12 protein-coding genes and 1 riboswitch are annotated in these 23,839 nt (G+C 45.5%); of the genes, 11 read left to right on the top strand and 1 reads right to left on the bottom strand.

The genetic code is table 11. The features are described 5' to 3' along the window. Nucleotide 1: 1 nt before the first annotated feature. Together AB4Z08_RS30350 and AB4Z08_RS30355 are read left to right on the top strand one after the other, a co-directional pair. Complete coding sequence (locus AB4Z08_RS30350; RefSeq protein WP_441577547.1) at nt 2-712, top strand: gamma-glutamyl-gamma-aminobutyrate hydrolase family protein; 711 nt, start codon at nt 2-4, stop codon at nt 710-712. Beyond that, complete coding sequence (locus AB4Z08_RS30355; protein WP_441577548.1) at nt 709-2,073, top strand: aldehyde dehydrogenase family protein; 1,365 nt, start codon at nt 709-711, stop codon at nt 2,071-2,073. The genes AB4Z08_RS30350 and AB4Z08_RS30355 overlap by 4 nt, the downstream gene beginning before the upstream one ends. 109 nt (nt 2,074-2,182) lie before the next feature. Here AB4Z08_RS30355 and AB4Z08_RS30360 read toward each other — a convergent pair whose 3' ends face one another. Continuing rightward, a complete protein-coding gene (locus AB4Z08_RS30360) occupies nt 2,183-2,467 on the bottom strand; it encodes a hypothetical protein (protein ID WP_441577549.1) in 285 nt (94 codons plus the stop codon). 358 nt (nt 2,468-2,825) lie between these two features. Then, nucleotides 2,826-3,035: riboswitch (cobalamin riboswitch) on the top strand. A 180-nt stretch (nt 3,036-3,215) separates the two neighbouring features. On the opposite strand from AB4Z08_RS30360, the gene AB4Z08_RS30365 reads away from it, so the two are divergent. The 9 genes from AB4Z08_RS30365 (at nt 3,216) to AB4Z08_RS30405 (ending at nt 23,839) form a co-directional block, all read left to right on the top strand. Continuing rightward, nucleotides 3,216-4,346, top strand: a complete 1,131-nt coding sequence (locus AB4Z08_RS30365) for a DUF5074 domain-containing protein (RefSeq protein WP_441577550.1) — start codon at nt 3,216-3,218, stop codon at nt 4,344-4,346. A gap of 147 nt (nt 4,347-4,493) precedes the next feature. Next, the gene (locus AB4Z08_RS30370; protein WP_441577551.1) at nt 4,494-4,952 is read left to right on the top strand and encodes a hypothetical protein; all 459 of its coding nucleotides are present in this window, start codon (nt 4,494-4,496) and stop codon (nt 4,950-4,952) included. A gap of 388 nt (nt 4,953-5,340) precedes the next feature. Further along, nucleotides 5,341-5,934, top strand: coding sequence for an RNA polymerase sigma factor (locus AB4Z08_RS30375; RefSeq protein WP_441577552.1), 594 nt, complete (start codon nt 5,341-5,343; stop codon nt 5,932-5,934). Nucleotides 5,935-6,049: 115 nt separating this feature from the next. Then, nucleotides 6,050-7,057, top strand: coding sequence for a FecR family protein (locus AB4Z08_RS30380; RefSeq protein ID WP_441577553.1), 1,008 nt, complete (start codon nt 6,050-6,052; stop codon nt 7,055-7,057). A 423-nt stretch (nt 7,058-7,480) separates the two neighbouring features. Further along, complete coding sequence (locus AB4Z08_RS30385) at nt 7,481-11,122, top strand: SusC/RagA family TonB-linked outer membrane protein (RefSeq protein WP_441577554.1); 3,642 nt, start codon at nt 7,481-7,483, stop codon at nt 11,120-11,122. Between the two features lie 10 nt (nt 11,123-11,132). Further along, the gene (locus AB4Z08_RS30390) at nt 11,133-12,620 is read left to right on the top strand and encodes a RagB/SusD family nutrient uptake outer membrane protein (protein ID WP_441577555.1); all 1,488 of its coding nucleotides are present in this window, start codon (nt 11,133-11,135) and stop codon (nt 12,618-12,620) included. Between the two features lie 37 nt (nt 12,621-12,657). Then, on the top strand, nt 12,658-13,557 hold the full coding sequence (locus tag AB4Z08_RS30395; protein WP_441577556.1) for a zinc-binding metallopeptidase: 900 nt from the start codon (nt 12,658-12,660) through the stop codon (nt 13,555-13,557). Nucleotides 13,558-13,590: 33 nt separating this feature from the next. Then, nucleotides 13,591-14,889 carry a DUF4302 domain-containing protein gene (locus AB4Z08_RS30400; RefSeq protein ID WP_441577557.1) on the top strand — a complete coding sequence of 433 codons (1,299 nt, stop codon included), beginning with the start codon at nt 13,591-13,593 and terminating at the stop codon, nt 14,887-14,889. A gap of 28 nt (nt 14,890-14,917) precedes the next feature. After that, nucleotides 14,918-23,839 (top strand): gliding motility-associated C-terminal domain-containing protein, encoded by an 8,922-nt coding sequence (locus tag AB4Z08_RS30405; protein ID WP_441577558.1) that lies wholly within the window; start codon nt 14,918-14,920, stop codon nt 23,837-23,839.

The raw sequence follows: 23,839 nt of genomic DNA on the forward strand, positions 1-23,839 counted from the left end.
CATGAAGAAAAAGATAGGGATCAGTCTTACAGAAGCCAGTGCTCCCAATTATGAAAACTGGTTTACGCCTGCTGACCTGGGCGATGACCTGGAACTGGTGATTCTCTCCTACCTCCGTAACAACGTAGCAGACATCTCCACCTGCGATGGATTTGTATTAACAGGTGGGGTGGATGTATTACCATCTTACTATGGTGGTGCAGAAAATTATCCGCACCAGCCAGCTCACTTTTTACCGGAAAGAGATGCGTTTGAAAAAGTGATCTACGAATATTCACAACAACAACGCATTCCCATACTGGGCATTTGCAGAGGGCTGCAATACATCAATATCCTGGAAGGTGGTAAAGTATATGAAGACATAGGAGAAGCGGCCAACAAAATACATAAAAAGGGAGATGTGGATAAAATACACGAGGTCCATATCCGGAAAGATACGCTGCTCCATACCATCACAGAAGTGGAAGCCGGGCAGGTAAACAGCGCACATCACCAGGCCATTCATCCGGAGCATCTGGGCCATAACCTGATGGTGAGTGCCACTTCCGGCGACAACATCATTGAAGGCATTGAGTTCGAAGATAAAACAGACAAAGCGTTTATGCTTTGCGTACAATGGCATCCGGAAAGAATGCCAGAAAAAGAGGAGAATCCCCTCTCTCAAAAAATCAAAATACAATTTATTCAAGCAGTAAGAAACCATCAAAAATGAAAATCATAAATCCGGCTACAGGCGCAACTATTAAAACTATCCGGGATGACATGGATACGAAGTTGATAGACAAGTATATGTTCCTCCGGGTAGGACAGGAATACTGGGTAAAGGTGAGCCTGGCTGACCGCATAAAAATCATTGAAAAGTTTAGTGTGTTGCTGGAAAAAAACATTGAAAAACTGGCTGCCATACTTACGTCTGAAACAGGGAAACCATTGCAACAGTCCCGCAATGAAATCAATGGCGCCAGAACACGGATACAGTGGATGCTGGAGAATGCAGAAAAATACCTGGCAGATGAATGGGTCACCAATACCGATGCACTCAAGGAAAAAATATCCTACGAGCCACTGGGCGTTATCTGCAATATTTCTGCCTGGAATTATCCTTATCTCGTAGGCGTAAATGTGTTTATCCCCGCGTTGTTAGCAGGTAATGCGGTGTTATACAAACCTTCTGAATACGCCACGCTGACGGCAATTGAAATAGATAACTTACTCAAGAAAGCCGGCGTGGAGGAAAATGCATTTAAAGTAGGTATCGGTGGCAAGTATGCAGGAGAACATCTGTTGGGTTTAAGATTTGACGGCTTCTTTTTTACTGGCTCCTATAAAACCGGCAAATACATCTATGAAAAAGTAGCGAAGAAAATGGTGCCTTGTCAGCTGGAACTGGGCGGCAAAGATCCGCTCTACGTAGCAGACGACATCACCGACATTGCCGCGGTAGCTGAAGCCACCGCCGATGGCGCCTTTTATAACAACGGACAAAGCTGTTGTGCAGTAGAACGTATATACGTACACGAAAATGTATACGATGAATATGTAGCAGCCTTTGTAAAAGCAGTACGCTCCTGGAAGCTGGGGTTACCTACAGACGAAGGCGTATACTTCGGTGCCTTAACAAGGTATGAACAACTGGAAGTACTGGAAGAACAGGTGAAAGATGCCAAAGCAAACGGCGCGACGGTATTGCTCGGTGGCAAACGTATTGTGCATGATGGAAATTTCTTTGAACCCACCATTATCGTAGATGTCAACAACAAGATGAAGGTGATGCAGGAAGAAAGCTTTGGCCCCATCATCGGTATTATGAAAGTAAAGACCGACAAAGAAGCCATACAATTCATGAATGATACCGACTACGGACTCACCGCTTCCGTATATTCCAGCAGCCAGGAGAGAGCCGAAACCATTCTCTCACAGGTAAACAGTGGCACCGGCTACTGGAACTGTTGCGACAGGGTTACAGCAGGATTACCCTGGGCCGGCAGAAAGCATTCCGGTATCGGCGCTACCCTATCACATCAGGGCCTACGGGCTTTTACAAAAACAAAATCGTGGCAAATGAAGGGCTGATCATTTTTTCACCACCACATAACAACCATCCAGTGCATGTTTGTCGGAGGTATCGAATCCGGCTGTCAACAGCTGAAAAGGTAATTGCGGGCGGCAGAAAAAATTGAGATTACTCTTGTAATAAGGCCCGGGAATACGCGGACTTACGATCCGGGTAATAATTCACCGGGTATTTAAAATACCACGTATTATCCGGGAATGATAAGCCGTAGTACACGGTCCCTCCCCAGCGGGATGGCCGCATCAACTGATCTGGTATCAGGATGAGAGGATACTGTCTGCCATTGTACGATGCTTTCGGAAAATAATTGCTCTGCATAAAGCTGCCAGGATTCGGCATAGCGCTTAAATTATCAGGTGCCAGGTCATAAAACGCCTTCCTCTTGTCCTTCATCAGTGCCCATCTTATACTATCTAACTTGCTACCATCATATAAAGAGTCTGGTAACTGCCTTCCAGCGGCGCTTATAAGATCTGCCCTGGTAAATTTTTCCGCTGGAACTAACCTCATGCAGGCATCGGAACGGGTAATTTGTGTAAAAGCGCACATGGGATTAAGTATACAAAACAATACTTTTAAAAACGTTCTCAATGTATAAAGGAATTAAGTTGGAACTATTGTGAAAGTAGTGTTTAAAAGGTTAATAAAATGTTGTCGGCGACAACACTGGAAAAGATGCGTTGATATTTTTCGATGGTGATGCTGCGCATTGCGCCATTCTTTCATTTTGGATTTTACTAATACTTCACGTACGTTTGCATCCACAATTGGTTCCGCCTGCGGGCGGATTAAAAGGGAATCCGGTGCAATACCGGAGCTATCCCCGTAGCTGTGATCCTGCATTCATTTTTGAATGAATTGATTTTCCGGATACTCCATACCACTGTCTGTATGTCCGCAGATGGGAAGGTTCCCGGAAAAGCAGGAGAGCCAGAAGACCTGCCAGATGTTATCAATCATTCAGCGCTTTCGGGTGAAAGGCCAGGAATGTAAGCCTAACGGCATATATTCTATTGTGTAAATATTATTTACCCCTGGGCGCATTATGCAGGTGTGATATCACCGGCTTTTGAGTTTTGTTTTTTTCCGGATACGGTATCCGGACAGGGAAAGGTATGTCATCAATCCAAATATCTATTATATGAAAAAACAGTTATTATCCTCCTTGTTTCTGGCTTTTGCCTTGTTGGTGGCTTCCTGTAAAAAAGAAGATGCACTGCAGTCATCACAGTTACAAAAGTTGGACGCCAATAACAAAACCGGCGTTACAACATCATTGATTACCGGTAAATATGCAGATGGTTTCTTTATTGCCAATGAAGGATGGTTCGGTCATGGCACCGGCGATCTGCACTTCTATTCGTATAGTGGTGACAGTTTGGTGCAGGACGTGTATCACCTGGAAAACCCAACCGGTGCATTAGGCGGGTCATCCAACACATTGCAGTTTGCGACTTTCTTCAACAATAAGCTGTACATCGTAGTGAAAGCTGGTGGACCGCTGGTGGTAACAGATGGTGGCAGCATGGTGGAAACCGGCCGTATTACTACCTTACCGGGCAACGATGGGCATGCCTTCCTGGGTGTTGATGCCACGCACGGACTGTTGAGCGCCAGCGATGGTGTATATCCTATTACACTGCCATCTCTGGTGGTAGGCACTAAAATCAGCGGGGTTGCTGGTTATACCGGCGACATGCTTAAAATTGGCAGTTATGTTTTTGTATTATCTCAAACAGATGGTATCGTAGCACTGAATAGCAGCACTTATGCAGTAGTGAAAAAGTTCGGCGCTGCTAACCTCGCTTTTGCTGCGGGTAAAGATGGAGCGGTATATGCGACCAATTCAGATTCACTGATTCGCATTGTTCCGTCTACCCTGGCACGTACTGCGATCAAACTGCCGTTTACCGTACCTTCTCCATGGGGAGCATGGCGTCATGCAGGTATTACTGCGTCTACACAGGACAGTGCTATTTTCATTGTGCGTAACAACGGTTTTGCTGGTGGTACACAATTATACCGCTACGTAATTGGCAACGCTGCTTCATTAACTACGCCATTTATCACCCTGCCAACGGGTCAGTATTTCTATGGTGCAGGAGCGGCATATAACAAGGAAAAGAATGAATTAGTAGTAACTACGCTGAATGGATCATTCACCGGCAGTATCAACCGGGTGCTGATTTATGATGCCACCACTACTACCCTGAAAAAAACGCTGACCTACAACGGATGGTATTTCCCGGCCATGCCAGTGTTTCACGAATAAAGAACTATAAAATAAAGAAATCCCCCGCTTGCCAATGGCAGGCGGGGGATTTTTTTATCCCGATACTTCACTAGGATATTCAGGATTTTCTGGTTATTTTAATACGATATTTTTTTTCCACGTATTTCACTCTTAAACCATTGTAAAATGAGCGTTAAACTCACTCAGGTATCCACGTTTTTTTGTGCCCTGCTATTGCTGTTATGTTTGGGCGGTAGCAAAGTTGTTGCCCAGGTAGGACCCGTTAGTATTTCAGGACCCACTACTGTGACGCCCGGCAGCGTTGGCATTTATTCACTGGTACCCACCGTTAGTGGCAGCACGTATGTTGCCTGGAATGTCACCGGAGATGGACAGATTATTTCTGCACCACCTAATACCGGTCTGGAAGGCTATGGCATCAACACCTGCTATGTCACCTGGGGGCCCAACATTCAAACCGTTTATCTGACGGTAACACTGGCCCGGAATACTCCGATACAACAGTACACGCTGCGGATAACACGGGGAACGGGACTGAATGGTGCAGATAGTTATGAGGTGGTGAAGCAGATACCTGCTGCGGAAAAAACAGCGGCGGCCAGGGAAACACCGTTAAAACGGTAAGGGCGGAAATTTTCAGCGTATATCCATTGGTGTTGTTATGCGGCATCAATGGATATATGTCATTATTCTTCTTAAAAACTGTGCTCTTTCAATACCGGATTCCCTGCTTAAGTATAAATTCATACTATTTCTTCTGCCTTATACACATATACATAATTAATAATACAAATGCCATTGTGCGGCTACGCTGCTTTTCCCACTTACGCTGATCCTTCTGTATATGCTTATAACAATTAATAATTATAGTTAATACGAATTTATTTATTAAATAATAATATTTGTTACTAATTTATGCAGCAGAATAGATGGCCATTGCCTTTGGGAAACCTGGCTTTTTTCTAGCCATATAAATTGTATTCCACGATATGATTTATATAAAAGAAGAAATATGAATATACTAGATGCTGAATTGGTAGTACGGTTACAAAACCACGAAGTAGACGCCTTTGATACCTTATACTGGAAATATCACGAGGCGGTGTACCGGAATATTTTCAAGTTTGTGAAGGATGAAGTGGTAACAGAAGATATCCTGCAGGACGTGTTTGCACGCCTATGGGAAAAACGACAGGATATCCAGCCAGATCAATCGGTCAGTGGATGGTTGTTTGTTATCAGCTTTAATATGTGCGTATCCTTCGTCAGGAAGAAGCTCAGGGAACAGGCTTTTCACAAAAACATCTTCCAGTCGGACGAGGATGATCCGGTAGCTATTGAACGTAAGAACATAGACGAAGAGCAATATCATTTGCTGGAACAGGCGATTTCAAAATTATCTCCCAAAAAAAGAACTATTGTTACCCGCTGTAAACTGGAAGGGAAAACCTATGAGGAAGTGGCACACGAACTGAATATTTCCCGAAATACTGTAAAAGAACATTTATCAGCCGCGATGATCAAACTCAATGACTATATACAACGCAACGGAGATCACAAGTATATTGTGTTGCTGTTGCTCTTCTTAAATTATCACGATTCATAATCACCAATCATTTTCATATTATATTTAAATTAATATTTTTATTTTCCAAAAAAAGTTCAAAAAGGACCCACCCGTTTTTATCAACTGCGCGTATTTAGATTAAACCATCACGCTAGTGCCCAACAGAAAGGAATATCTCAAACAACTGTTAAATAAAGACAACTGGACTGCCGCAGAGCAGGAGTGGATGATGGAATACCTCGATGCCAATGACTTTGCTGAGCTGGAAATGGTAGCCGCAGAATATTTTGAAGCTGATATCATAACGGTAAAGCATATATTAGATAAACGCCTGTCCGACAGAATGCTGAAAAACATTCATCAACGTATAGGCATAAAGGATAGTTCTTTCAAAGGTATTTTCAGGCTCTACAAACAGAAGATCGCTGCTGCCGCCGTGGTACTACTGCTGGCGGGAGCCGCAGGGTACATGCTGTTACAGCACCGGGTAAAACAAAAGGTATTTGCCACAACTTCAGAAAGACAAACAGTGAAATTGCCGGATGGGTCAGTGGTATATCTTGAAAAGAATTCCAGTATTACTTTTCCGGAGATATTTGATAAAAAAAACCGCGAAGTAACATTGAAAGGAGAAGCTTTTTTTGAAATCAACCATGACGCCCAACATCCTTTCATTATTTCTTCTTCGTTAATAAATACAACCGTATTAGGAACCTCCTTTAATATGGAAGTACATGAAGGAAACATTGCCAGAGTGGTAGTGGTATCAGGAATGGTACAGGTAAATACCAGGGAAAGTCAACCACATAAAAATGAAGCACTGGTACTGACCGCCAACAAAAGCGCCGTGTATAATCCGGCTTCGGACGACCTGCAGTTACAGGATGCCACTGATGACGCCAGGTTTTTCGCACAAAAAATGAGTGGTAAATTTATCTATAAGGGAGATCCTTTAGCCAAAGTAGCAGCCGACCTGCAGAGATATTACAATGTGCCGGTAGTAACCGATCAACGGTCCGCTCAGTGCAGGTTTTACGGATCATTTAACACCGTGGACGATTTGGAAAAAGCGCTTTCATTAATTGCCTTTTCTTTAGATGCCCGCGTGAAAAAAGACAATGCCAACAGCGGGTATATCATTGTTGGTGGGAATTGTAAATAAGAACAGATGACCGCGATATCGTTAACCAAACTATATTCAAGATGATGATGAATAGAAACTGCTATCAACAAAGCTGAACCAAAATTTAAAGAAAGAACGAAACCATTTAAGTCTGGTATACTATCCTGGTGACCTTTAGCCTGAATGACATTCATGCTGGTTAACTAATTGATCAAATGCAAACCATTTGATCATACGGCCACCTATTGCCCATACTTACCGAATCAATAATCCGTAGCAATCACTCAACCAAACTGAATCGTCCATGAAACAGCATACATCCTTATTGTCCGGCTAGTGTATTGCCATTATATGACTGATTAAAAAACACCCTGCATATGCAGAAGGCCTTCTATTGCCCGGTTTTGTCCAGAAACCGGAACGGAGATCCTATGCCCAGAACGAAACCAATAAACTATAACTATGTTCAAAAGAAAACTATCATTTATTTATTGTTTACTGCTCCTGCTGGCAGTGACGCAGGCCCAAGCCGGCAACAGTTTGCAGGATGCTCTCGACAAAAAAATATCCATCGAACTAAAGAATGTCATTCTGAAAGACGCATTGGAAAAGATCAGTAACCTCGCCGAAGTATCTTTCGTGTATGTAGGCAATGAAGTACTGGATGCCAACAAAGTAAGTGTGAATGCACATAATGAGAAAGTCGGCGATCTGCTGAACAAATTACTTACCCCCTACTCCCTTTCCTATAGCGTGATGTATGACCGTGTAGTCATTAAACACGATAACGGAAAAAAGCCGGCACTACTCACTGTAACGAATACACTATTACGTATTACCGTTCCCGTTACCGATGTAAAAGGAATTGTTACCAATGAAAAGAAAGAACCGTTGCCAGGTGTAAACATCATCATTAAAGGCACCTCCCGCGGCGTCACCACCAACGATAAAGGCGCATTTGAACTGAAAAAGATAGCCAACGATGCCATCCTTGTATTCAATTTCACCGGCTACAAAACAGAAGAAGTCAGCGTAGCCCAATTCAGAAGCGGCGCCATCACCATCGTAATGAAAGAAAAACCCACCCGCCTGCAGGAAGTGGTGGTAACAGGCTTTCAGAGCATCGACAAAACTAAATTCTCCGGCGCAGCTACCAGGCTGAAAGGAGAAGATGTAAAAATAGACGGGCTTACAGATGTGAGCCGTATGCTGGAAGGAAGAGTAGCCGGCGTTGCCATTCAAAATGTATCCGGCACATTTGGTACGGCCCCTAAAGTACGTATCCGCGGTGCTACCTCTATCAACGGTGATAACAAGCCGCTATGGGTAGTGGATGGTGTTGTACTGGAAGATGTGGTGAATATCTCCAACGACCAGCTTTCCAGCGGCGACCCTACCACCCTGCTGGGATCCGCCGTAGCAGGACTGAACTCCAATGATATTGAAAGCTTCGACATCCTGAAAGATGCTGCGGCAGCGGCCTTATACGGTGCCCGCGCCATGAACGGCGTAGTGGTCATCACTACTAAAAAAGGGCGTGCAGGCAAGCCCGTTATTGCCTACAGCGGCAACTTCAGCACGCAGCTGAAACCCAACTACAACAATTTCAATATCATGAACTCCGGCCAGCAAATGTCTGTGCTGGCGGAACTGGAAAGAAAAGGAATCCTCAACTCCGACATCCTTTCACAGGGTGATATCGGCGTTTTCGGCAAGTTGTACGAAAAACTGGATGCAGATAAAAACGGCAACTTCCCTGTGGAAAACGATCCGGAACACCGCAAAGCATTTCTACTCCGCTACGCCAAAGCCAACACCGATTGGTTTGGCCTGCTGTTCCGTAACAACTTTGTACAGGAACATTCCCTCAGCATTTCATCCGGTACCGATAAATCACAATCTTATTTCTCTACCAGCTTCTACAGCGATAACGGCTGGACGCTGGCTGACAAAGTAACCCGTTATACACTTAACTATCGCAATACCTATAAATTTTCAGACAGACTTACTGCAGGCTTCTCTACGCTGGCTTCCGTACGCCGGCAGAAAGCTCCGGGAGCACTGACCCGCAGCAGCAACCCTGTAGAAGGGCAATACGACCGCGATTTCGATATCAATCCATTCAGCTACTCCCTCAATACCAGCCGTACACTCACCGCCTATGATGAGGATGGCAAGCTGGAATACTTCCGGAGAAATTATGCACCATTCAACATCATCAACGAACTGGAAAACAATTACCTGGACCTGAATATGATGGATTTACGTTTACAGGGAGATCTCGGCTGGAAGCTGACAAAGCATCTCCGTTACGAATTCACCGGCGCTATCAGGTATGTAAAGTCTTCCCGTGAACACCAGATCACAGAAAATGCCAACATGGCCAATGCCTATCGCTCCGCAGGAAATGCTACCATCGCAGAAAGAAACAAATTTCTTTACCGCGATCCGGAAAATCCGGATGCACCACCAGTGATTGTATTACCTGCCGGCGGTTTCTACAATCGTACAGAAGATCAGCTCTTGAATTATGACTTCCGCAATGGTCTTAACTATACCGACACTTTTGCGCAAAAACATAACGTCAACATACTGGTAGGTCAACAGGTAAAGTATGCTGACCGCCAAAATGCGTCCAACACCGGATACGGCTACCAGTACGACAATGGCGGCGCCAATTTCACCGATTATCGTATACTCAAACAAACAATTGAAAGCAACTTCCCTTACTTCGGCATGGGCAGAGATTACGATCGCTTTGCAGCCTTTTATGCTACCGGTACCTACGCCTATAACAACAAATATAACTTTACCGCTACCGGACGTTATGATGGCTCCAACCGTTTAGGACAGTCGCGCAAAGCACGCTGGCTGCCCACCTGGAGCGTAGCAGGATCCTGGAATATAGACCGTGAAGATTTTGCGGCCCGCATCAAACAACTGGATTATCTCACCCTGCGCGTGAGCTATGGGCTCACTGCCAGCATGGGGCCTGCTACAAATTCCAACATTGTTTATCAAACTGTAAATACCAACCGGCCGCACCAGACAGAAGTGGAATCAGTGATCAGGTTATCACACCTGCAAAACGATGAACTCACCTGGGAAAAATTATATACTACCAACATAGGATTGGACGGTGGATTCTTCAACGGACGTCTGAACTTCAGCCTGGATGCATATACCCGCAAAAGCTTTGACCTCATCAGCCGCATCAAAACTTCCGGCATCGGTGGCGAAATGTACAAAGCGGCCAACTATGCTGACATGGACTCAAAAGGATTGGAAGTAATGATAGGCGGAGATGTCATCCGCAGTAAAACGTGGGGTTGGAAATCTAATGTCACCTTTGGTTACAGCGTTAACAAAATCACCAACGCAAAAAATATTCCCGGCATTTTTGACCTGGTAGTAGCAGAAGGCGGCAACACAGAAGGCTATCCCGTACATAGCCTGTTCTCACTGCAATACACCGGGCTGGATGGCAAATCAGGCGCACCCTCATTCATCAATCAGGATGGCGCCAACAGTGGTGATGTGAATCTCCAGTCATTGAACACCAGCCACCTGGTATATGAAGGTCCGGTAGATCCACCTGTTACCGGTGGCTTCTCCAATACATTCCGCTATAAAGCTTTATCACTGAACATATTTTTTACTTATCAGTTTGGCAACAAGATCCGCCTCTATCCTGCTTTCAAAACTACCTACTCTGATCTCGATGCCATGCCCAAAGAGTTTTACGACCGCTGGGTAATGCCGGGAGATGAAAGCAAAACATCCGTGCCTTCTATGCTGGATGCCTTTGAACAATTGCTGATAAGAGGTGCACACCCTTACAACAATTACAACTTCTCCACAGAAAGAGTGGCAAAAGGCGATTTCATTCGCCTCAAAACCATCTCTCTCACCTACCAGTTACCAGGTGAGTTAAGCAAACGTGCAGGGCTCAGCAACATCGCGGTAAGCGCGGCTGCTATTAATCCCTGGTTGATTTATGCAGATAAAAAATTACAGGGACAGGATCCTGAATTCTTTAATGCAGGTGGGGTGGCACAGCCTATTCAAAAGCAATTCACTTTTTCATTAAAAGTTGGTATTTAAAAAAGGAACTATGTCAATCTACCATATAACATCTACCCATACACGCAAAATGAAACCCGTATTTATCGGGGCATTTGCATTGATGACCCTTCTGGCAGGCGGCTGTAAAAAATACCTGGAGCAGGTACCTGACAGCACCTGGACAGACCTGAGTTCACCGGCCAAGGTGAGTAAATTACTGGGCACTGCCTATCCGCAATCCAGCTACATTACTATGTGCGAAGCCATGTCGGATAATGTTGGCGACAAAGGAGTGGGCGCATACTACCGCCCTAACGAAGACGCCTATTTGTTCAACGACATTCAATCAATAGATGAAGACTCGCCGGAAGATTACTGGAAGGCTTGTTATACCGCCATTGCCGCAACCAACCAGGCCCTGCAGGCATGTAACAATGCAGCCGATCCGACATTGTATGCACACCAGCGTGGCGAAGCACTGGTAGCCAGAGCCTATGCACATTTTATGCTGGTCAATATTTTCGCTAAAAGTTACGATGCCACTACTGCCGCCAATGATCCCGGTATTCCTTATGTAACGGAACCTGAAACAGTGGTGATGAAACAATACGACCGCAAAACCGTGGCCTATGTGTATGAGATGGTGGAGAAAGATCTGCTGGCAGGACTGCCGCTAATCAGCGATGATGCGTATAGTGTTCCCCGTTTTCATTTTAACCGCAGTGCTGCCTATGCATTTGCCACACGTTTCTATCTGTTCAAAAAAGATTACGCCAAAGTAGTAGCCTATGCCGACAATACATTTTCCAATAATGATGTGGCCAACAACATGCGCGAATGGAATACCGTGTATGGTAGTATGTCACCTGCTCAAATCTTTGACCTCTATGCCAATGCCAACGAAAGAGCCAACCTCCTGATTGCTGAAGCTCCTTCTCTCTGGGGACGCAATGTAGGCAGATTACGCTATGATCTCGATTACGCACATGAAGCCCAGATCATAGGCCGTAATGTAACCGGCGGCACATGGGTGTATCCGATCTATTACTATGGTTCACAGGATTACTTTGTTCCCAAGCTGACTGAATATTTTGTGAAGAACTCCGTCAACGCCACTATTGGCCAACCCTATGTGATGGTGCCACTGTTTACCACAGAAGAAGTATTGTTTAACCGCGCGGAAGCCAATACTTATCTCAATAACACCAGTGCAGTAGTTAAAGATCTCAACCTTTTCGCCAGCAAACGTATCAGGAATTACAATCCCTCCCAGCATAATATTTCTCTCTCCGACATGCAGAACTTTTACGGCATCAGCGATGTCAAAAACGCCTGCATCCGCACCATCCTTGATTTTAAGCGGGCAGAGTATTTACAGGAAGGACAACGCTGGTTTGATTTGCAACGATACAAAATACCAGTTGTACATAAAACCCGGGAAGGACAAACACTGGAGCTGAAAGCAGATGATAAACGCCGCCTGTTCCAGATACCGGCATCTGCTACTACCTCCGGCTTATCATTAAATCCAAGATAACAATACAGCGATCGTATCAACATAAATACCTATTCAAATGAAAGCATTCTTACTCATCATTCCCTTATGCTTGCTGATGGCTTGCAGCAAGAAAGAAGACCTGGGCAATGTAGAAGATATACCCGGTCTGGGTGGAGACACCTGGGCAGCTTCTCCGTTGGACAAATGGCTGCATGACACGCTTACCGTGCCTTTTAACATTGCAGTAAAATACAAATGGGATCAATTCGAATTTGAATTGAATAAAACACTCGTACCACCTAAAGAAGAAAAAATAATCCCAGTGATGTCGGCCATCCGGAAAGTATGGATGAATACCTATATCGCCGAAGCCGGCAACCTCTTCTTTAAGAAGTACTGTCCCAAGTACTTCATTCTTTCCGGTAGCGCCAGCTGGAATGAAAACGGCACCATTACCCTTGGCACCGCAGAAGGTGGACGCAAAGTAGTGTTGTACCTGGTAAATGATTTCTTAACGAAATCTATGGATGGCTACAAACTCTCTGACTCTGCCAATGTGAAACAGATGTTTCATGTAATAGAACATGAGTTCGGACATATCCTGCATCAAACAGTGATGTACCCGGTAGCATTCAAGCGGATCTGCGCAGGCTTTTATACCGGTAACTGGAACAACATTTCCGATATGGAAGCACGCCAGGATGGTTTTGTAACACCCTATGCGATGTCTGCTTTTGATGAAGACTTTGTGGAAATGGTATCTACCATGCTGGTAGAAGGTAAGAGCGGATTTGATGCGATCGTCAACAGCATTCCGGAAGGAACCAGTATCAATGGGGTGACAAAAGCAGTAGCACAGTCCCGTTTACGCCAGAAAGAAGCCATGGTGGTCAGCTATTTTTTAACAGTTTGGAATATCAATTTCTATAGTCTACAAACACGCACCAGGAAAGAAATTAATCAGTTACTCTATTAAATGCAAGGTTTCGCAAGGCGTAAAAATAATAGTATGAAAAATAATCTGATCTGTTTATTATTCATCATGACCGGGATGTTTGCCTGTAAAAAGGAAACGGATCCCGTTTTTGATAAGTCACCCGATGAACGTATCAATGAAGCGTTGTCACACTATCAGCAGGTACTCACCAGCGCGCCATATGGCTGGAGAGCGCTGGTATATCCCGCAGGTGTACCCGGCAGCGTATACGGCTTCTATTTCAGTTTCTCTGATGCCAACCGGGTACAGATGTTTTCTGATTTCACGGCAACCAGCACCAATGCTGTAAAAGAAAGCAGCTGGCGCCTGAAAGCATTACAGCAGCCCTGTCTCCTGTTCGACACTTATTCCTATCTCCATGTACTATGCGATCCGGATGCCAGTCATAATGGCGGACAGGATGGTCAGGGACTGGGATCTGACTTCGAATTTGCTATCAATGGCGCCGCTGGTGATTCTGTTTGGCTCACCGGTCGTTTCAACAAGAGTAAAGCTGTTTTGATAAAGGCTACCCAGCAGGAAAAAACAGCCTATTACCAGCAGCAAATCAACCGCTCTATCGATAGCATTGGGGCGATACTCACCTACTTTCACCGGCTGACAGTAGGCTCCAGTAGCTATGACATCAGCATCAATAATTTCCTGCATCAAATAACTTTTACCTGGATAGCCGATGGGAAAGTAAAAACGAAAACTACCGGTTACACCTATACGTCCACCGGCATTTCATTATCACCGGCGTTTAACGACAACGGCATTACCATCAGCAGTTTTGATCAGGTAAAATGGGAAAACGGTGCCATCAACTTTACCGCTGGCGGTAAAACAGCCAGTATCACGGAAACGGTTACACCGGTTGCAATTGACTATGCTGCCCCGAAAAGATGGTACGAGTATGCCGTGCAAAACGAAAAGTATTGGGCCACTGACGGCGGCTTTCATGTAAACGGTCAGGACAATGCGTTCCATCTTAATTCATTACCCGGTTATGCTTTTCTCACCTACTATCCGCAGATAAATGGTCCGGGTACAGACCTGGATTTGCTGGGTTTTGTATTGAGGGGAGATGACGGAAACATCATCGCTTATGGCCCCGGTTACAGCGCACCTACCTACACCTCCGATGGCAGGATCATCTTTAATGATATCGGTTTTTCCGGTAGCATGCCTGCCAATAAAACCCCGGTAGAAAAAACAAGATCATTGATGGCGGACCCAATGGGGTATTACCTCGTACAACTCCGCCCACTTACCTATGCCATGGTAAGCGCCAGGGATGGAAAATCCTGGATCACCTGGCAAAGCTTTTAATCGCATCAACCAAATTTAAATACCTCATATGAGAAATTGTACTGTTCATTATCTATATAAAACGACATTACTTGTAGGAGTACTGCTGATGCTGGCATGCCGGCTATCAGCACAAACAGATATCAGTGTTGGTCACGGTACTTCCGGTAATACTGATCTGGGCTATCCTTGTCCCCTGCAGGATTACTATGAAGGCACCAGGACACAATACCTGTATCGCGCTTCAGAACTCCATGCAGCAGGAATGAATGCCGGCGTTATCAACGGCCTTAAATACAAGGTGCTCAACCTCAATGCGACAGATACCATTGAGCAATACACCATTAAAATTGGTACTACTACAGATACCACCCTCAGCGATGCCACCTGGATCACGATCAGTAACCAGGTGTTTGGTCCTGTTAACTACCTGCCTGTGGTGGGTACCAATACGCTCAACTTCCTTTCAGGTTTCTTCTGGAATGGTTCAGATAACATTGTGATAGAAATCTGTAATGGCGCACCTGATTCAGATACCCGCCTTACCTACACCCATAACCCCGAAGTTCCCTGGACAACAGGACTTCCTTTTAATGGTTCACATACTTACCGTACGGATGGCATGAACTATTTATGTGGTACCACCTCCACCAGTAACTCTGGTACCATGACAACCCGCCCTGACGTTATATTTTCCTGGACGCCCGCAGTAGCCTGTACAGGAACACCTTCAGCAGGTACAGCTACTGCCAATCCTGCTACCGTTTGTATGAACGGGCAGGTAACAGTTACCCTCACTGGCGCGACCATTGCATCTGGTCTTAAATACCAGTGGCAATCATCTGCCGACAATACGAATTGGTCCAATATCGTTAATGATACTACCAACAGACTGGTGACTACTCAACCAGCCACCAGGTACTACCGTTGTAAAGTAACCTGTGTAACGACTAACCTCACAGCTACTTCCAACAGCGTTACCGTTACCTCACCGCCTGCAATATCAGGTACCTTCACCATCAACAAGGCGTTGCCTACCGGTGGTACCAACTTTGCCTCTTTTAATGATGCGTACAACTGGATCAAATGTGGTATCAATGGTCCTGTTATTTTCAATGTGGCACCCGGTGGTACCGCCTATAGTGAGCAACTGGTAATCACTCCTGTACCAGGTGCCTCTGCTACCAATACCATTACATTTAACGGTAACGGAGATACGCTCACCTATGCGGGTACATCGTCTTCTCCGGCAGTGATCAAACTGTCTGATGCGGACTATTTCACATTTAATAACCTGGTTATTAAAAACCCTGTCACCAACAATGGCTGGGGTGTACACCTGACAAATGATGCAGATTATAATGCGATCCGTAACTGTACATTTATCCTGGATACCACCAATACTTCCAGCAGCAATGCAGGTATAGTGATCAGCAGCAGTGCTACATCGGCTACTTCTACCGGTGAAGCAAAATGTGATTTTAACATCTTCTCTGATAATACCATCAACGGTGGTTATTATGGAATCGCATTAACCGGCAGCAATACTTTTGCCAATGGTAATAATAAACTAACCAATAACAAGATCAGTAACTTCTACAGTTATGGTATCTATGTAACCGGTTCCTTCAACACCCTGATAGAAAACAATATCATCAGCAGGCCCACACGTAGCAACGTCAGCACCTTCTATGGTATTTATTTTACCAATCTCAGTACAAAAGCAAACATCACCCGCAACACTATCCGCAATCCTTTTGGCGGTGCACCGAATAATACCAATGCTGCCTACGGCATTTACTTCAGCAGCACGGATGCATTGTCACAACTGGAAAATGTGGTGAGCAATAACCTCCTTTATAATTTTACAGGTAAGGGAGATGTTTATGGCCTCTACAATTCGAGCTCGGATAACGTTTGGTACTATCATAATACTATTGCGCTGGACGGAGCTTCCACTACCAGCGCTACTTATACTACCCGTGGATTTTATCAGACCTCCCAGGCAGATGGGGTTGAATTCCTCAATAATATTATTGCAGTAACACGCAGTGGCGGCGGCAATAAATATTGTATTTACTTCTCGTCTACCAGTGGTACTATTCATGCCAACAGGAATGACTACTATCTCGTTGCTAACGGCGGTACCAATAACATTGGTTACTATGGCGCTAACAACAGCAGTCTGCTCGACTGGCAAACCGCATCCCATCAGGATAGTAGTTCTGTCAGCTCCAATCCATTGTTCGTAGGAGTTGCCAGCGGCAACTATCAGCCTGCAAACGCTTCTATCGATAACAGGGGAGTTCCGGTGAATATTACGGTGGATATTAAAAACGCTACCAGAAGTACCACCACACCTGATATAGGCGCTTACGAATTTACACCCGGCCCCTGTACTGCGCCACCACTGGGAGGTAACGCACAGGTAAGTCCCGCAGTGATTTGCGTAAACAGGAAGGTGTCATTAACATTAACGGATAATTCCATTGGATTGGGACAAACCTACCAGTGGCAAAAGTCTGCTACCGCCAACGGTACCTATACCAACGTAGGTGGCATACTGACCAACCCGGATACAGTCATTACTTCGGTAATTACCTCCTGGTATCGTGTAGCCGTTACATGTAGTGGGAATACATCTTACTCACAACCCATACTGCTTACGGTTAACCAGGCTTTCCCGGCAGGTACTTATACCATTAATAAAAACGTACCGGCCAGTGCCACCAACTTTATCAGCTTCAACGCTGCCAAAGCTGCGATGGAATGTGGTATACAAGGTCCTATTGTACTGAATGTAGTATCCGGTTCCGGTCCTTACCTGGAGCAACTGGTACTCGATTCCATTGCAGGTACCTCCGCTGTCAATACCATTACTTTTAACGGTAACGGTAACAAGATAAAGTTTGCACCTACCGACAACAATGAAAGAGCAGTGATCAAACTGCGCGGTGCAGATCATATCACTTTTGATAGTCTTACCATAGATGCCACCAGCGATGACTATGGCTATGGTGTACAAATGCTCAATAATGCAGATAGTAATACCATTACCCGCTGTAACATTATTGCTGACCCCGAAGGCACTTATTCCGACTATGCCGGCATCGTGATTAACGGCAGTGAATCCAGTGCAACTACTGGTACCACCAATAATTGTGACGGCAATATCATCTCCAAAAACACCATCACCGGTGGCTACTACGGGGTGATCATCTACAGCCAGACCAATGGATCTGCTACCGGCAATATCATCAGTAACAATACCGTAAAAGATTATTATGAAACCGGTATTAATATAAGCTATGTTACCAATACCAAAATAGATCATAATGATGTTTCAAGACCTTCCCGCACAAATGGTAGTTGGTCTATCTACGGCATCAGCGTGGAAAACAAAGGAACGGACGTAGTAGTCAGCAATAACCGTATCCACAACCTGGCAGGCGGCATGCTAACCACCACCTCTTCTCTTTATGGCATGGAAATGTCTTATGCAGATGCTACCGCCACTAATCCAGCCAGGGTATTCAACAACGTAATATATGATATCCGTAATCAGAGCACACAATATGGATTCTCCAACTACAGCGCTGATTATGTTTACTACTACCACAACACCATCGTGCTGAACGATGCAAAGAATACTTCCAACAGCAGTACTACCGGTTTTTATCAGTCAGGTAGCGCCAGCGGTATTCAGTTCTTTGATAATATTCTTGATATCAGCAGAGCAGGCAGAGGAAGCAGAACAGGTATAACAATTGGTAACGGTACCGTACTCACTTCCAATTATAATGACCTCTATGTAAAGAGCAGCTTCAATACCGCCTTTGTAGGTGGCAACTCCCCTACCCTGGCGGCATGGACAACGGCTACCAAACTGGATAGCAACTCCCTGTTCATTTCACCGGTATTTGCAGATCCGGTAGCCGGCAACTTTGCCCCCGTTATTTCTCCATTGGATAATACAGGTAAAGCAGTAGGTATCACCAACGATATCCTGGGCGTTACCAGAAGTACCACCAAACCAGATATGGGCGCTTATGAAGTAAGTGTTCCCAACTGCAGTAAACCGGTAGTACCAGGTACATCCAGCGTATTCCCGCTTACACCGGTATGTATGGGTACCGACATCAAACTGGACCTCACCGGCAACAGCACGGGTGGTACACAAACCTATCAGTGGCAACGTTCCAAATCGGCCACCGGCCCTTGGGTAAATGCCAGCGACACCCAGTTTGTGAGTGCATTTAATACTACCATCAGCATCGAAAACTACTATCGTTGCTTAGTGGTGTGTGGCGGCACAGACAGTGCTTATTCTACTACGGTAATGGCTAACCTGAACCCGCCCCTGCTGGCAGGTACCTATACCATTAACCCGGCATTGCCGAGCAGCCTCACCAACTTCCAGTCATTCAGCAGCGCTGTTTCCAAACTGGAATGCGGTATAGCCGGTCCCGTTACCTTCCTCGCCAAAGCAGGTACCTATACTGAGCAGATCACCATGCATCATATACCTGGTGCATCTGATGTAAACAGGGTTACCTTCCGCAGCGAAACAAACAGTGCTGCAGCGGTTACGCTGACCTACACCGGCACTTCCGCTTTAAACTATGTATTGAAGCTGGACAGCGTAGATTATGTTACCTGGAAAGCGATCACTATTAAACCAGCGGGTACCACCAATGCAAGAGGTGTGGTGTATACCAAAGGATCTTCTTACGACAGCATTGCTGCATGTACTATTCCATTACCAGCTACTACCAGCACCGGCTCTTCCTTGAGTGGTATTTACGGTGATGACTGTATAGGTACCGGCAACGTGATCACCGGTAACACCATCACCAATGGATCAAATGGTATTTACTGGGATGGCTCTTATAATGCAGTTACACCAGGATTGGTGCTGGATAGCAATATTGTGGAAACACCGTATGCGAAAGGTATCTATGCTACCTACACAGACAGCGTGATGATACTCCGCAACCGGGTGAACCTGAGTGGCAATCTGGCCGCTGATGCTTATGGTATTTATACCGATAACACTAACGGCTACTCGATTTCACATAACAACGTTCACGCTACCAATACCACGGATGATGTACACGGCATATATCTCTATTATGCAGAAGCAAATGCCGGTGTAAAAGGTATCGTGTCCGGCAATACTATTGTGGCCAGAAAAAATCTCACCGGAGAAATACGTGCACTCGAGCTTTACCAGACGGATGCGGCCACCATTTCCAATAACGTAATCAGCGTACAAGCCACCGGCAGTGCTGCTTATGGCATTTACAGTGAAAGCAGTCTTAATCTTAACTACTATAACAACTCCGTACTGAACAGTTCTGTCACCACCGGTGATAACTATGCCGCTTACTTCCGGCATACTGCTTCTTACTACGGAAATGTTAAAATCAAAAACAACATCTTCGCATCAGATACCAGTGGCGTGGCCATGTACGTGGCAGATCCGCTTTACCTGAAAAGCGATTACAATACCCTGTATACAAAAGGTACTGTACTGGTGAAACAATTAACACCGGCAGGTTCCTATGCTACGCTGCATGATTACATCGCAGCAGACACACTGGATATAAATTCCATTGTATACAAACCTGCCTTTACTAATGACACTACCCTGCAACCTGCTATCGCAAATCCGGAAGTTTGGGCGATCCATGGTCGTGGTGTGCAGATAGAAGGCAATGATAAGGATATCAACGGCGCAGCCAGACCGGTTAGACTCACTGAAGGAGTACCGGATATGGGTGCCTATGAATTCCTCCCTACGTCTGTACCTCCGGTACTGCCTGCATTCCCTGCTGTAGCAGCACCAGGTGTTACCCAAACATTTATGTTTGGTACGGATACGGTTACAAAAATTACCTGGAACCCCGGTACCGCTATACCCAATAATATAGCTGTAAGACGCTACTCCGGTATTAAGCCGCCTAACCTGGCTACCGGTGCCGCCTATATGTATTTTTATACAGATGTAGATGTTACGCCTGCAAATGGCACCTATAATTTTAACATCGATCAGTTCTACCTGGATCCATGGCAGGGCTTTATCAAACGCCAGAAAGACATCCGTTTGGCGCGTACAGATGCTGCCAATGCATGGATGGTGGATTCACTCAGCCACGTGTATGATATCCCGAATGTGATCAGGGATAGCTCACTGCACTTCCTGGATAAATTCACCGGTCTTAATGGTGGCGGTACTAATACACAATTACTGCAGCCTTCAGACAGCTCCAACAGGGGTACCCGCTTCTGGGTGGGTTATGGTCACCACCAGTTCTTCCCGGGCAACAACTCGCAGAACATGGTATTGTACCTGAATGCACAGGATTCTTCCAACGTAACAGTACGTATTAATGGTACCAGCTGGGAACGTGTATATCACATTCCTGCCAATAAAACCATCACTACCGAAATAATACCAAAGAGCGGACTGAATGACGCCCGCCTCATAGAAGAAGGATTCTCTGATAAAGGCATCAGCATAGAAAGTGATGTGCCCATTGTTGCCTACGCACATATTTATGGCAGTGCCTCTTCCGGTGCTACCATGCTATTGCCGGTAGGTACTTACGGCTATGAATATGCTACGCTGTCATCCAGACAGAATTACAGCACCGATACTTATTCCTGGTTCTATGTAATAGCCGACTATGATAATACCAAAGTAGAAATCACCCCTTCTGTACCAACCCTTGGCGGTAAACCGGCAAATACAACGTTTACGGTTACACTGAATAAAGGAGAAGTATACCAGGTACTCGGTGCTATGATGCCGGGTGGCGGCAGCGAAGGATACGATTTATCCGGCAGCCATGTGAGATCCATCATCAACGAAGATGGAAAATGTTACCCGATGGCGGTGTTTTCCGGCAGTAGCCGTACAGGCATCGGTTGCGGCGGAGATGTCGGCAGTTCAGGAGATAACCTGATTCAGCAAAACTTCCCGTCACAGGCATGGGGTAAAAAATATCTCACAGCACCTACTTCCAACAGTTCAGCTGCGAGCTCACTGATGACGAACATCTACCGTGTGCTGGTGAAAGATCCTGCCACTGTGGTAAAAGTAAATGGCTTCAAGTTAACAGGTTTAGTCAATAACCGGTTCTATCAGTTTGAAAGTAATACGGCTGATAAAATTGAGGCAGACCAGCCAATCATGGTAGCCCAGTACATGGCATCCAGCGGTAGCTGCGCTAATACAAACGGCGATGGCGACCCTGAAATGATTTACATCAGTCCTGTAGAACAGGGTATCAAAAGAGTAGGCCTGTATCGTAATACACGGGAGTCTATCAACGTCAACTATCTGACCCTCATAATACCAACAGGAGGTCTGTCCTCCCTGCTGATCGATGGTAGTGGTACCTTCGACCATACTTATCCCCATCCTAACGCCAGTGGTTACACGGTAGTGGTAAAACGTTGGGCAGCGGCGCCTGCACAGTGTACCGTTACCAGCGACTCCGCCTTTACTGCGGTAACCTATGGTTTGGGTAGCGTGGAAAGCTATGGCTACAATGCCGGTACCCTGGTGAAAAATCTGAATATCCTGCCTGCATTCAACAACGTGTTGAATAATACAGGACAGAACAACACCTATACCTGCGCCAATACACCGTTCCGGTTCTCGATGCTGATACCGGTGAAACCAACGGCTATCACCTGGAAATTCAGCCAGGTAGCAAACCTTGCGCCTAAAGCAGATATCCTGCAAACCAACCCGGTACCACTGGACTCTGTGATCCGCAACGACCGGAAGTATTACCGCTTCGTGTTACCAAACGACTATGTGTTCAGCAAACCAGGTATCTATTATGTACCCATCCTGCTCACACATCCTGATATAGAAAGTTGCAGCAACAGTTTTGAAAGCATCCTGGAAATAAAAGTAATCCCGGCGCCGGTGGTGAACTTCACCGTTGATTATACCGGCTGTGTGAATGATGCTGCATTGTTCAAAGGCACTGCAACTACCAGCAACGGTGTGGGTATCAGCAGCTGGAAATGGAATTTCGCTGACTCTACAGGTTCGTCCGCAAAAGATACCACGAAGTATTTCAAATACCCAGGTATCAAACAGGTGAAATTAAGCATCGTGGCAGCTGAAGGTTGCGTGGGTGATACGACCAAAGAAGTGGAAGTATATGCACCTGCTGTGGCACAGATCGTGAAAGACTCTTTCACCGTGTGCAACGGATCTGATGTGACGCTCTCTGCTAAAAATCCTGAACCAGGTGTATTATACAACTGGTATGACGCACCAGTAGGAGGTAATCTCCTGCATACCGGCAACGACTACACGATTAACAACATCGCTGCCGATGGCACTTATTATCTCGAAACACTTACGCACGGATGCCCCGGCCTGTCACGCGCCAAGGCGATTGTATATGTACTGCCTGTACTCACCACACCAGTGGTAACAGTAGACAGTGTAGGAGTGAATATGATCCGCTTCAAATGGAAGGCGATCGCCAATGCTACGGGATATGAAGTATCTGTAGATGGTGGTACTACCTGGACATTGCCGTCTTCCGGCAGAGAAGGGCTGGTACATATTATCACAGGCTTACAACCGGTGCAAACCGTGAAACTGATCGTACGTGCCAAGGGTTGTGAAGACAAAGTATCGCTGCCAGCTGAAGGTAAAACCTTACCAGACGGCATTTACATCCCGAATACATTCACGCCTAACAATGATGGCAAGAACGATGTGTTGCTGGTATATGGTTATATCATCAAACAACTACACCTCACCATTTTTGATCAGTGGGGCGAAAAAGTATTCGAATCCAATACCCAGGCAACAGGCTGGGATGGCAACTACAAAGGAAAAGCATTGCCTTCCGGCGTATACATCTATGTATGTCATCTTACCCTCATGGATGGAAGTAAAACAGAAAAGAAAGGAGTTATTAACCTGATCCGTTAA

The sequence above is a fragment of the Chitinophaga sp. RAB17 genome (assembly GCF_052114225.1).
Lineage (GTDB): Bacteria > Bacteroidota > Bacteroidia > Chitinophagales > Chitinophagaceae > Chitinophaga.

Excerpts from the sequence above, each read along its gene's own strand:
- AB4Z08_RS30405 (WP_441577558.1), top strand. The coding sequence starts at position 14,918 with ATGAGAAATTGTACTGTTCATTATCTATATAAAACGACATTACTTGTA.
- AB4Z08_RS30375 (WP_441577552.1), top strand. The coding sequence starts at position 5,341 with ATGAATATACTAGATGCTGAATTGGTAGTACGGTTACAAAACCACGAA.
- AB4Z08_RS30350 (WP_441577547.1), top strand. The coding sequence starts at position 2 with ATGAAGAAAAAGATAGGGATCAGTCTTACAGAAGCCAGTGCTCCCAAT.
- AB4Z08_RS30390 (WP_441577555.1), top strand. The coding sequence starts at position 11,133 with ATGTCAATCTACCATATAACATCTACCCATACACGCAAAATGAAACCC.
- AB4Z08_RS30355 (WP_441577548.1), top strand. The coding sequence starts at position 709 with ATGAAAATCATAAATCCGGCTACAGGCGCAACTATTAAAACTATCCGG.
- AB4Z08_RS30360 (WP_441577549.1), bottom strand. The coding sequence starts at position 2,467 with ATGAAGGACAAGAGGAAGGCGTTTTATGACCTGGCACCTGATAATTTA.
- AB4Z08_RS30385 (WP_441577554.1), top strand. The coding sequence starts at position 7,481 with ATGTTCAAAAGAAAACTATCATTTATTTATTGTTTACTGCTCCTGCTG.
- AB4Z08_RS30370 (WP_441577551.1), top strand. The coding sequence starts at position 4,494 with ATGAGCGTTAAACTCACTCAGGTATCCACGTTTTTTTGTGCCCTGCTA.
- AB4Z08_RS30395 (WP_441577556.1), top strand. The coding sequence starts at position 12,658 with ATGAAAGCATTCTTACTCATCATTCCCTTATGCTTGCTGATGGCTTGC.
- AB4Z08_RS30400 (WP_441577557.1), top strand. The coding sequence starts at position 13,591 with ATGAAAAATAATCTGATCTGTTTATTATTCATCATGACCGGGATGTTT.
- AB4Z08_RS30365 (WP_441577550.1), top strand. The coding sequence starts at position 3,216 with ATGAAAAAACAGTTATTATCCTCCTTGTTTCTGGCTTTTGCCTTGTTG.